The sequence below is a fragment of the Lihuaxuella thermophila genome (assembly GCF_900110165.1).
Taxonomy (GTDB): Bacteria; Bacillota; Bacilli; order Thermoactinomycetales; family Thermoactinomycetaceae; genus Lihuaxuella; species Lihuaxuella thermophila.
Map to the genome: position 1 here is coordinate 15,637 of NZ_FOCQ01000010.1, position 12,164 is coordinate 27,800.

Annotated in this window: 9 protein-coding genes and 1 riboswitch; of the genes, 8 read left to right on the forward strand and 1 reads right to left on the reverse strand. The window is 47.1% G+C overall.

What is annotated here, in order from left to right; translation table 11 throughout:
* The first annotated feature begins 141 nt into the window (after positions 1 to 141).
* The 6 genes from BMW55_RS11960 to BMW55_RS11985 all read left to right on the forward strand — a co-directional run bounded on the left by BMW55_RS11960 (position 142) and on the right by BMW55_RS11985 (position 7,795).
* On the forward strand, positions 142 to 918 hold the full coding sequence (locus tag BMW55_RS11960; protein ID WP_089969489.1) for a GumC domain-containing protein: 777 nt from the start codon (positions 142 to 144) through the stop codon (positions 916 to 918).
* A gap of 12 nt (positions 919 to 930) precedes the next feature.
* Entirely contained in the window at positions 931 to 2,358 is a 1,428-nt protein-coding gene (locus BMW55_RS11965) for a lipopolysaccharide biosynthesis protein (protein ID WP_089969491.1), read from the forward strand.
* 19 nt (positions 2,359 to 2,377) lie between these two features.
* The gene (locus BMW55_RS11970) at positions 2,378 to 3,763 is read left to right on the forward strand and encodes an oligosaccharide repeat unit polymerase (protein WP_089969494.1); all 1,386 of its coding nucleotides are present in this window, start codon (positions 2,378 to 2,380) and stop codon (positions 3,761 to 3,763) included.
* Position 3,764: 1 nt separating this feature from the next.
* On the forward strand, positions 3,765 to 4,880 hold the full coding sequence (locus BMW55_RS11975; protein ID WP_089969497.1) for a glycosyltransferase: 1,116 nt from the start codon (positions 3,765 to 3,767) through the stop codon (positions 4,878 to 4,880).
* The gene (locus tag BMW55_RS11980) at positions 4,877 to 5,953 is read left to right on the forward strand and encodes a glycosyltransferase (protein ID WP_089969500.1); all 1,077 of its coding nucleotides are present in this window, start codon (positions 4,877 to 4,879) and stop codon (positions 5,951 to 5,953) included. Before BMW55_RS11975 ends, BMW55_RS11980 begins: the two co-directional genes overlap by 4 nt.
* Before the next feature lie 255 nt (positions 5,954 to 6,208).
* A complete protein-coding gene (locus BMW55_RS11985) occupies positions 6,209 to 7,795 on the forward strand; it encodes an asparagine synthetase B family protein (RefSeq protein ID WP_170839909.1) in 1,587 nt (528 codons plus the stop codon).
* 79 nt (positions 7,796 to 7,874) lie between these two features.
* On the opposite strand, the gene BMW55_RS11990 is transcribed toward BMW55_RS11985, so the two are convergent.
* A complete protein-coding gene (locus tag BMW55_RS11990) occupies positions 7,875 to 9,179 on the reverse strand; it encodes an ArsB/NhaD family transporter (RefSeq protein WP_089969506.1) in 1,305 nt (434 codons plus the stop codon).
* A 259-nt stretch (positions 9,180 to 9,438) separates the two neighbouring features.
* Here BMW55_RS11990 and BMW55_RS11995 point away from each other — a divergent pair, with 259 nt between their 5' ends.
* Both BMW55_RS11995 and BMW55_RS12000 read left to right on the forward strand, forming a co-directional pair.
* Entirely contained in the window at positions 9,439 to 10,242 is an 804-nt protein-coding gene (locus tag BMW55_RS11995) for an inositol monophosphatase family protein (RefSeq protein WP_089969509.1), read from the forward strand.
* A 124-nt stretch (positions 10,243 to 10,366) separates the two neighbouring features.
* A riboswitch (Lysine riboswitch) is annotated at positions 10,367 to 10,556 on the forward strand.
* Positions 10,557 to 10,656: 100 nt separating this feature from the next.
* On the forward strand, positions 10,657 to 12,150 hold the full coding sequence (locus BMW55_RS12000; RefSeq protein ID WP_089969512.1) for an amino acid permease: 1,494 nt from the start codon (positions 10,657 to 10,659) through the stop codon (positions 12,148 to 12,150).
* Positions 12,151 to 12,164 lie beyond the last annotated feature (14 nt).

The following is a 12,164-nucleotide window of genomic DNA, read 5'->3' on the forward strand; positions in this document are numbered from 1 at the left end:
TTTTGCGTTTATAAGCTATCTTATACGAGTGTTATTCTATTATTTTATGTAAAAAAACTCATTAAATACGATAACGCTGTTGCGGGATTTGACATAAATTCCCGACTTGTGAAATTTTACGAGGAAAAGGCTGGTGTAATTGTGAGTAGAGAGCACTCGGAACAGCGCCATTTAGCACTGTATGAATACCTGCTCTTTTTTTGGAAAAAGAAGAAGCTGCTCATCATGGTACCTGTTGTCTTCGTACTTGCGACTCTTTTGTTCAGTTTATTTCAAAAAGATGTATTCGTCGGGAAGGCAACGGTGTATGTGGGCGGGGTGACCAAGGATTCAACCGTCAATCCCGACCTGATTAAAGCAGAGTACAGTGAAGGGATGTCAGCGGAACTCCAATCCACTTTTCAAGTGTTCTCGCCGGGGAGCGGCAAAATTTCTCTGCAGTTGAGCGGTGAGAATCAGCAGCAAGTGGAAAAAGAGATTGGGCGGATCGCCAATGCTTATTTGGGTTCCTTGGACCGTCTGTACAACCAAAAATATCAGCTGAGCAGCAACTATGCAAAAACGCTCTCGAAACGGATTGAAGAGCTCAAGAAATCGATTGAATTCTACCAGCAAAAAACAAAAGGAAATCTTGCAGATCCGGCGAACGCTGAGCTTTTAATCGAGAACCAAAAGGAACTTTCCGCCAGCCAGGAGCGTTTGCAGATTATTCAAACGGACCTTTTGTTGCTTGACAAGCCCATGTTTATAGAAGCTCCCGCTGTTTCCAAACAGCCTTCCACATTGATGGCTAACTTGTTGGTGGCTTTTCTCGGAAGTGTTCTGCTCACCTGTGTCGTCCTCATTTTCTGGAAGTATTGGATCGACGCGGAACAAAGGGCAAAGCTTTTGACCAAACAATCGGATCCCGAAGAGTAGGTGAGGTTCATTTTGTTTTCCCAGGTTAAGCGTTTAGTTGGCGACTCTTTTTTATATGCGTTCATGAGCATGAGCACCAAGCTCATCGCTTTTATCATGGTGCCGATTTATCTCCATCACCTCACCACGGCTGAATACGGGGCGCTGGGAAATATTGATGCAACTGTCTCCATCCTCACTTTCCTGATTATTTTCGGGACCGATTCGGCTCTTGCTTACTACTATTTCGAAGTGGAAGATGCGCAAAAAAAACTCCGCTATGTACAAAATGTCCTAGGGTTTCGACTGGCGGTTGCTCTTGCTCTTTCTGTCATCATTTGGACGCTGGGAAAAGAGATCTCTCTGATGGTCACCAACAGCCCCGTATTCGGGTTTGCCCTGAATATCAGCATGTTGACGCTTCTTTTGGATACCGTCGTCACGCTGGTGATCACCATTTATCGGTACGAAATGCTGACAGTCCGGGTGGTCATCCTGACCGTATTAAAAATGGCTTCGATCGCCGTCCTTTCGTACATCTTGCTTGTTTATGTTCAAGGCTCGCTGGACTCGATCTTATGGGCGAGACTGATCAGTGTGGGAGCTATTTTGCTCTTATGTGGCAAAGCTGTTTTGCAATATCTGAAACTTTCGTTCGACAAAGAAATCTTAAAAGAGGTTCTCAAATACTCTGCGCCGTTGGTTCCGGCTACCCTGTCTTTCTGGGTGATCGGCAGCTCCAACCGTTATGTGATGACTGCCATGCTGGGACCTCACGGCTTGGAGGCGGCAGGAATTTATAATGCGGCCTTTCAATTTGCGTCGATGATCTCTCTGTTGACCTATGGTATCCAGATGGCCTGGCGCCCTTTTTCCATGCAGATCAAAAAGAAGGAAAACAGCAGGGATTTGTTTGCAAAAATTTATATTGCGATTTTTGTGATCGGCATGTTGGGCATCATGGCCGTCACAACCTTGATTCCATGGATTTTTCAACTGTTGAAGAAAGATTACGCTGACGCATTCCAGTACGTCGGTTTTCTTTCCCTGATCACCTTTATAAGCTTTTATTACCTGATCATTTCTTCCGGACTCTTGTTTACCAAAAAGACCAAGCCTATTTCATACGCTTTTGGATTCGGTGCCGTCCTCAGCGTCATTTTAAACATCGTCTTGGTTCCATTGTATGCAATCTGGGGAACCGTGATTGCCAACCTGATCGCTTATATCGTTGCAGTGGCGATCATCTTCCGCAAAAGCCAGCAAGCCTACTATATCCCGGTGTCAGCCGGTAAACTCGTTTTTATCCTGCTCCAAACGATTCTTTCTGCCGGTTCGCTTGTGTACATTCAGGTTTCCCATTTACCGGGTGCTTATCAACTGCTTCCCTGGGTATATTTTATCGGATCACTCATGATTAGCCGGGTGGATCGCGATTTTCGCCTGGGCATGAAAAACTAGCGAAAGGAGAGACAGAAGCATGGTTTATATCGTCATCTGGCTGATCGTACTCGCTGCCTCCGTATTTTTGTTTCAACAAGCATCGGGCAGACTGTCACTTGTTCGGCCAAATCTGCACTCATTGATCTTTTATTATTCTCTCCTTTTGTCTAGTTTTATCGGATCGCTCCTGATTGTGCTGAATATTGACCACTCGTATATCATCGTCAAGTTGATCTTTCAGGAAAAGTCACGGCAGATTGGATTTTCTCTCGTTTGTATAGTCATGGTGCTCTTGCCGCTGACGATGTTTGTCATCTCCAAACTGTCCGGCTTTCATCCCAGACACGAGTTTGACCGCTATTGGAACTCTCCAGTGGTGGAATCTCTTTCAAAACGAGAACAAGATACGTTTTATCGGATCTTTTTCGCATTATCGGTTATCTGTTTGGGCTCCATTCTGTATACGTTCTTACGAATTGAGCATGTCCCGATTTTTGAAGCCTTCTTGAACCCGGATGCCAATTTGAGTGAGCTTCGCATTGAAGCCAAGGAGGGCTTCAAAGGGATCAGTGCCTATTTGAGAAATATTTTTGCGATTGGATTAACCCCGATTCTTTCCTTAATCGCATATGCCTATAAAGTAAAGACAAAAGAACCGAAGTGGGCGATCCTCTTTGCCGTCCTTTTTGCCGCTTCGGTGCTGATCAATATTTACGATTTTCAGAAATCGCCCGTGATTTTCTATATCGCCTCGTTCATTCTGCTTCGGATGTATCTCGGCAAGACAAAAATGAGCTTAAAGAAATTTCTGGTTTTTGTCGTTTTGGCATTTTCCTATCTCTTGGTGATGTATGCTTCACTCGGTGTGAAGGACGCGAAAGAATATCTTTCTTATTCTTCAGGGCCGATCGGAAGAATCATTTTAACCCAGATTGCTCCCATGTACGCTTATGTGGACCGGTATGATGAGGTTTATCCTTTTTTGGAAGAGCGCGGCTTACCACAGGCTCTCCTGGAGTTATATCATATTGATCAGGTTCGTTCATCCCGTGTTTTGATGGAAGATCTCTTCCCTGAACGAATTGAGGCAGGAACGGCCGGGGTTCTGAATACTCTTTATGTAGGGGAAGCATACGCAACCTATGGTGTTCCCGGTGTTATTCTGGGTACAATCATGATAGGCGTTTTTATCCAACTGCTGTATATGGTGTTTCTTCGTTTGCCGAAACATCCTGTGTTCTTAAGTTTATTCATATATTTCATGATCAACATCCCAAGAGCTTTGGTAGGCGGGTTCTCGGATTTGATTCTGAATCCCGTATGGTTCATGCTATCTGCCATTGTGGTCAGTTCCTATGTTTTCGTTCAATTGCGGCATCGCTTCATCGGCTATCTTGGTTATAGGAAGGAAAGGAACACTTAATATGAGAAGTGTACTTGTCTATTACCCTTTTACACTTGCTACAAAAGCAGACAGTGGTTCCAAATTGCGCCCGATCGAAATGCTGAAAGCATTTGAAGCTTGGGGAAATGCCGAAAATGTGAAGGTGATCGCCATACACGGCAATTCCAGGGAACGCAAAGAACAGTTTCACAAGCTCCGCAAAAACGGCGAACTGGACCAGTTGCTCTTTTGTTATGTTGAGAACCAAACGATTCCGGTGTGGCTGACCGACCCCGGCCATATTCCGAAGGCTCCCTTCATCGACTGGACGGTCTTTCGCTTTTTAAAAAAGAAAGGTGTGCCGATCGGCGTTTTTTACCGGGATGTTTATTGGAAATTTGATGAGCTCTATCCTCTCAAAGGATGGAAAAAAAAGTTGATGAGGATGGTTTATCGGATCGAGGAAAAGTTTTTTCAAACGTATGCCAAAGCGATTTTCCTGCCCAGCCTTGCCATGGGAGAATATGTGGGCATCGACCGGATGAAAGCTGCCCTCCCGCCGGGCGGCAAATCTTTATCCGAGCCGAAGCCGGCCGTCTCGAAACGCAACTATGAGGGGCTTTATGTGGGGGGAATCGCCCATCGGGACTACGGTTTGTCGTTAATGTTAGACGCGTTGGAGATCGTGAAAAGCCGAGACATCCCGTTTTCACTCACCATCGTTTGCCGGGAAGGAGAGTATCAGGCTCTCCCGGAAAATGAAAAAGTGCGAATCAGCGAATGCAACGTGCAAGTCAAACATGTATCGGGACCGGAATTGGATGCGCTTTACCGGGAAATGGACTTTGCGCTTATCCCGCGTTTTCCCAGCAAGTACAATCATTTTTCCGTGCCGGTAAAGCTTGTCGAATACCTTTCCAATCGCTTACCTGTGATCGCTACCAACTGTACTGCACAGCAGAGCCTGATCGAATCAGGACCCTATGGCACGATTTGTGAGGCCACTCCTGAATCCATGGCTCAAGCGATAGAGAAGATGATTGAGAACCAGGCAGTGTATGCGGCGCAAATTGAACGCGATTTTCTACGGCACCATTCTTGGTTAGCAAGGGTTCGCACGGTGAAAAGCACGCTAATAGAGGAGGGTGTGTTGTGAAAATCTTGCTGTTTGCGCCAGGAAATTCAGTTCATACCCATAAGTGGGCCATGTTTTACCAATCCAAAGGGTATCAGGTTATCGTTGTTACCTTTTCCAATCATTTTAGCCCTGAAAACGCCAAAGAGGTAGAAACCCTGCAGCTGCCTAAATTTTTGCCGCGCAAATTGTCTTATCCCACGAGCGTGTTTGCGTTAAAAAGAATTCTGGCGGACATTCAACCGGATATTTTCCATGCCCATTATGTGTCCAGTTACGGCATTGTTGCGGCACTGACCAACTATCACCCTCTCTATATTTCTGTTTGGGGCTCAGACATTTATCATTTTCCGACTACCAATATCATTAACCGAAAAATTGTAGAGTATGCATTAAATCATGCGGACGTGATCTGTTCGACCAGCTACGACATGGCCCAAGAGACGAGAAAATATACGGACAAACCGGTTGAAATCACGCCGTTCGGGGTGGATCTCTCCAAGTTTAAGCCGCTGGGCTTAACCAAAACCGATGAGATGATCACGATTGGAACAGCCAAAGGTTTGACCGAAGTATATGGCATTTCCAATTTGATTAAAGCCTTTGCCAAGTTGGAAAAGGAATTTCCCCATTCCCGCTTGCTCATCGTCGGGGACGGTCCCAAACGGGCTGAATATGAAGCCCTGGTAGAAGAGCTGGGGATCGCTCATAAGGCCACTTTTACGGGGTTTGTGGCTAATTCCGAAATTCCCTATTATATCAACCAGATGGATATCTTTGCCCTGCCCTCCTACCGGGAAAGCTTTGGTGTGGCGGCGGTTGAAGCCCAGGCTTGCGGAGTTCCGGTCGTGGTAACCAATGTGGGGGGGCTTCCTGAAGTTGTCGACCATGAAGTGACCGGATTGATTATTCCCGATAATCATCCCGATCATCTGGTGCAGGCGTTTAAGCGTTTGATTCTGGATGAATCCCTCAGAAAGAAACTGGGAGCCAACGGGGTCCGCTTCGTTCAGGAACGTTACGACTGGATTGAAAACGCAAACCGGATGGTAGCGTTGTATGAGAAAACCTTGCGGACGATCAGGCAAAAATAGCGCACAATCTTGAACGGAAGAGAATTATTCAGCACCGTTTCATCAAAAACGGAGCTATTTACGAATAAATAAGAGAAGACAGGTTCGGATCGCGCATCCTTGCCAGTGCTCCTCATGAGAAATTGAGTGGTCAGGGACTGGTGGGATTTGTAAGTAAAAAATCCTCTTCAAAGCAGATATTTTTAAGTAAGGGAATCGGTTGCCGGGTAAAGTATGGAAGTAATCACCACGGTGTATATTTTTGAGGTGATGGTCTTGGAAAATATTTTTATTACAAGTGATAGATGGGTACGTGTATCTGAAGGGAATAGTACGATATGGTTTACGGGTTATCTAGAAGTTGACGGGGGCACTTATGATCGTACCAATATCCGTGATTACTTTAAAACCCATAGCTTCCGGCCATCAGCTGTAACGGAGTGGCGCGGCGAATTTGCCATCGTTTTAAAAGACGAAACAAAAATTTTTGCCGCAGTGGATCGCAAACGCTCCATCCCGCTTTTTTATTACCGCGACGACCATGACCGTTGGATTGTAACCGACCATCTGGGCAGGGATCTGGTGAAACGGAACCTGAATGATACGTCTGTGTTTGAATTTATTATTACGGGTTATGTATCCAATGAAAAAACATTGGTCAAAGATATTTTGCAGCTGGAACCCGGACAATACCTGGTGATTGAAAACAACCAGGTTTCGGTGACTTCTTATTTCCAATTTTTTCATCAAGTGGATGAAGCGCTGGATGAAGCAAGCGGCGTGGAAGAGCTTAAAAAAATATTCTACCGGGTATTTGAGCGATTGGCTAAACGCATTGCCGGCCAGTCGGTCATGATTCCCTTGAGCGGCGGTTATGATTCCCGGATCATTGCCCTGATGTTAAAAGAGTTTGATGTCAAACCCATCCGCAGTTTCAGTTATGGAAAGCCCGGCAATCAAGAAGCGCAAGTCAGTAAGGAAATTGCGGAGCGGTTGGGGATTCCGTGGGAATTTTATACCTATTCCAAGGCCGACTGGTTTAAATGGTATCATTCGCAAGACTGGGAATCTTATGTCGAGCAGGCCTCCAATCTGACTTCCATCGGCCATTTGCAGGATTGGCCCGCAGTCAAGCAAATGATGGAGCGTTATGAGGATTCCTTTGTCTTTATCCCTGGACATGCCGGAGATTTTATTGCAGGAAGCCATATTCCGTACGACTTAACGATCGACCGGACCTTTGAGTTGGACGAAGTGGTGCATCAGATCATGCGCAAGCATCACCGACTGTGGGATACACCGGATCAACAGGTGAAATCGCTCATTATTTCAGAAATCAAAGATTCCCTGCAAGGTTTTCCTTTTCAAAACAGGGAACAGGCAAGCGCGGCATTCGAGTATTGGGATTGGAAAGAGCGGCAGGCCAAGTTTATTACCAACTCGGTCCGAGTTTATGAGTTTTTCGGGCAAGATTGGCAAATCCCTCTTTGGGATGATGAGATTGTCGATTTCTTTTTAAAGGTGCCGGTTGAACTTCGCTACCGTAAATACTTGTATGATTTGACGCTCCATCAAATGTACCCGGACTATTTTTCACACCCCACGAAGGAACTGTCCAGCTCGATGTTTAAATGGAAACAAGGGCCGATCCATAAGATCTTAAGAAGAGGATATACGACGAAACTGGTTTTCCAACAATATTTCAGCGATCCGATGAACTGGTTCGGCATCACCGGAAGCTATATTGATTATCTGAGAGAAACCCGTTTCAGATATAAACATGTTCCTTTTTCGCTTCCCTACAATATTAACTCCATCATCGTCAAGGATTATATTGAAAAGCTGATCGGTCGATCACAATAGAGAAGGGGAACGGGTGTGCCTTCACCTTCGATATAAAAAACAACAGAGCGCTCCGGTGAACGGCTCTGTTGTTTTTTATTTACGGAAGGTGAATCAAGTAGCGCAAGTAAATATAGATGTTTGAAATAATTAACGACACAAGGGTCAGCGGGGCCCCGATCTTCAAGAAATCCATATAACTGAATCCTTTTCCTTCCCTCGCGGCCAAGCTGGCCACAACGACATTGGCCGACGCGCCGATGATGGTTCCGTTTCCGCCTAAACAGGCTCCAAGCGACAACGACCACCACAGAGTGTTGATCTGAGGAGAATTGGTGGCAAGCCCCAATCCTTCCGCCATATCTTTGATCAGAGGGATCATGGTGGCCACAAACGGAATGTTGTCAATAAATGCGGATGCTACACCGGATACCCATAAAATGAGCACCGCAGCCAGTGAAATATCACCGCCCGTGACATCCAGCACTTGTCGGGCCAATCGTTCGATGATGCCCGTTTTTTGCAGTCCTCCTACCAGGGTAAACAATCCGGCGAAGAAAAAAATGGATACCCATTCGATCGATTGAAAGGATTCTTCAATCTCCTCTTCTTTCAGCCCGATCAACATCAGCAAAGTGGCCCCGGCCATCGCGATCACCGACGCCTCCACATGAAGCGCAGAATGAAGGACAAAACCCAATATGGTGATGAAGAGGACAACTAAAGATTTTTTCATTAAGGCCGGGTTATGAATATACTCCTTCTCATTCAGTTCCATTAATTCATGGATGTTCTGGGGGGTGACATTGAGCTGGCGGCGAAACATTAGATAAAACAGAAACAAAGTGACTGCCAATATGACCGCGATCACGGGTGACAGGTTAAGAATAAACTGATTAAACGTCAAATGTTCATTGGCGGCGCCAATCATGATATTCGGCGGGTCTCCGATCAAGGTAGCCGTTCCCCCGATATTGGAGGCGATCACTTGGGAGATCAGGTAAGGCACCGGGTTGACTCCCAGTATTTTCGTGATGGAAAACGTAATGGGGACAAGCAAAAGGACGGTGGTGACATTGTCGAGAAACGCTGAGGTAACCGCTGTCAACAACGCCAGGAAAATCAGGATGCGGATCGGATTTCCTTTGGCCGCCTTGGCGGATTTCACCGCGATGTACTGAAAGACGCCGGTTTTATTGGTGATCCCGACAATAATCATCATGCCGATTAAAAGAACGATGGTATTCCACTCGATATAATGTTTGAAAACTTCCTCCACATCGAGGATGCCCAGGAGTACCATCAGGGCGGCTCCGGCGAGTGCGATGACAGCCCGGTTGATTTTTTCCGTAACAATAACCGCATAGGTGACCAAAAAGATGATTACGGCGATTGTGGTTTGCATATGACTGTTCTCCCCTTTAACAAACAAACGAGGAGTCCTGAATGCGGCGGACTCCTCTCATTAATATCTCGTAGAATTAGTTTCATTATACTTAAAAAAATGTTGTTGATAAAGATTTTTAGAAAGTGCCGGGATGCATGGTGGTTGCGGGATTCCCCGACCATTCACCGGGGTTGGACGTCATACCGATATTCAGATTATACTAGGATCAGGTAAGCTTGGTTTGTGTGGGTCACTAAAAAAATAGCGGAGGGAATCCATGTCCTGTATTCATGACCATGCGTATCGGCAAACGAAAGAGTGGGCAAGGCAAGCCGGTTCGCTGATTCGTGGTTTTCTGCAAAGCGGGGAAATAAAGGTTGAAACAAAAAAACATGAAGCCGACCTGGTTACAGTGGTCGACAGAGCGGTGGAGAATTTTTTTGTGGAGCGGATTGGGCAGCATTTTCCGGACCACAAGATATTGGGTGAAGAAGGAATCGGGGAAAAACCTGCAGATTTTAGCGGTTATGTCTGGCTGATTGACCCGATCGACGGAACTTCCAATTTCGTTACGCAACAGGCGGATTTCGTGGTCTCCGTTGCTCTTTACCACGATGGGCAAGGGATTTTCGGTGTGGTCTATGACGTGATGAGGGATGAAATGTATCATGCCATCAAGGGTCAAGGGATGTATGTCAACGGGATCGAACAGACGGTCATGCGGGGCAATCTCGCCTTGATCGACTCCCTCATATCGTTTGAGTATAATTTTCCCACTGAAGCGGAATTGGAAAAAGGCAGGAAACTGCTTGGGCTTTGCTCCAAAATCAGGGGAATGAGGTCTTACGGGGCGACAGCGCTGGCGATGGCCAAAGTGGCTGCGGGAAAAAATAACGGTTTTGTCACCATGGGAACCAATCCCTGGGATTACGGGGCCGGAAAGGTGCTGGTGGAAGAAGCGGGCGGGATCGTCACTGATTTCAAAGGCAACCCGCTCTCTCTCGAGCGCCGGAGCAGTGTCATTGCTTGTCATCCCGCCATTTATCAGGAGCTCTTGCAGTTTGTCAGCGATTTGGCATAACCGTCCGTTCATTGACAAGATCTACCACCCATGGAATGCCGGTTTACCGCTTGTTCTTGGTGGATTTTTTCTTATATACTATAAAAGTGTGTGTGAAAATCAAATCAATCACCCTCATCGGTCTCGGTGAGGTAGAGGTTGCGGCTTTTATGAGTATTCTGCAGGAGATGCGGAGAAGATCGAGGACTGCAGAAGAAAGGAAAAGCCGCCGAAGTCCGGCTGTAGTCTCCGTGCCGCCGGGCTGGGGCTGTTTCCGAACAGGGACAGCACTGTCACGTTTACGTGCCGGGTAAACGTGGTGCGCTATCTTCAGCGAAGGTGCGGTGTGGGTTGAACATACCGTCCGTACACTTGTATTGGCGGTATTTTTTATTGCCCAAACCACCTCGCGAGTTTAAAGAGAGGTGTTTTTTTATGAACGAAAGCTTATCCGTTTCCCGTTCGCAGTCAACAAAACCAACTGGCTCTGAATTGCAGCGGGGGCTTAAGTCCAGACATCTGTCGATGATCGCCATTGGCGGTTCGATCGGAACCGGAGTTTTTCTGGCCAGCGGTTCTGCCATTCAGTCCGCGGGCCCCGGAGGAGCTCTGGTGGGATATCTGGCCATCGGTCTCATGGTTTACTTCCTGATGACCAGCCTGGGTGAAATGGCTGCTTTCATGCCGGTCTCGGGTTCTTTCAGTACGTATGCGGGCAAATTCGTCGATCCGGCGCTGGGTTTCGCGCTGGGCTGGAATTACTGGTATAACTGGGCGATTACGATCGCGGTGGAGTTGTCTGCAGGGGCCATGATCATGAAATTCTGGTTTCCGGACAGTCCTTCCATCTTATGGAGCGCTCTCTTTCTCGCGCTGATGTTCGGATTGAACTATTTGTCGGTCAGAGGTTACGGGGAATCGGAGTACTGGTTTTCCTTTATTAAAGTGGCGACCATTTTGATTTTCCTCGCGGTTGGCCTGTTGATGATTGTTGGCATCATGGGCGGGGAAGCGGTCGGATTCAAAAACTTTACCGCGGGAGAAGCCCCGTTTAAAGGCGGTTGGCTGGCGATTCTCGGGATCTTCATGATCGCCGGTTTTTCCTTCCAGGGAACCGAACTGGTGGGAGTAGCAGCCGGTGAAAGCGAAAATCCGCGACAAAACGTGCCGAAAGCGATTCGTCAGGTGTTCTGGAGAATTTTGCTGTTCTATGCGTTGTCGATTCTGGTCATCGGTTTGCTGCTGCCTTACACTCATCCCAATCTGGCCAGCAGCGAACTTTCGCAAATCGCCAAAAGCCCGTTCACGATCGTTTTTGAAAAAGCTGGCCTTGCCTTTTCCGCTTCGGTGATGAACGCGGTGATCCTAACTTCCGTACTGTCTGCCGGAAACTCTGGTATGTACGCATCGACCCGGATGTTGTGGATGCTGGCCAAAGAGGGAAAAGCACCCAAGATCTTCGGCAAAGTCAATCAGCGCGGCATTCCGGTTTATGCCCTGATCCTCACGGCCATGGTAGGCATGCTGGCCTTTCTCGCTTCCCTGTTTGGGGACGGAACCGTCTATGTCTGGCTGTTGAACGCGTCCGGCTTATCGGGCTTTATCGCCTGGCTGGGAATTGCCGTCAGCCATTATCGTTTCCGCAAGGCGTACGTGGCGCAGGGACGGGATCTGAATGACTTGGTCTATAAAGCCAAATGGTTCCCGTTTGGCCCGCTCTTCGCCTTCGTTGTTTGCCTGGTCGTCATTCTCGGGCAAAATTACGGGGCCTTTTTGAGCGGAGAGATCGACTGGCATGGGGTGTTGGTTTCCTATATTGGATTGCCGCTCTTTCTTCTGGTATGGCTGGGATACAAATGGGTGAAAAAGACAAAAGTGATTCCGCTGGAAGAATGTGATTTTAGCTTTGACTCGGGAGAAGTCCGGTAAGCGGGTCGAATGGA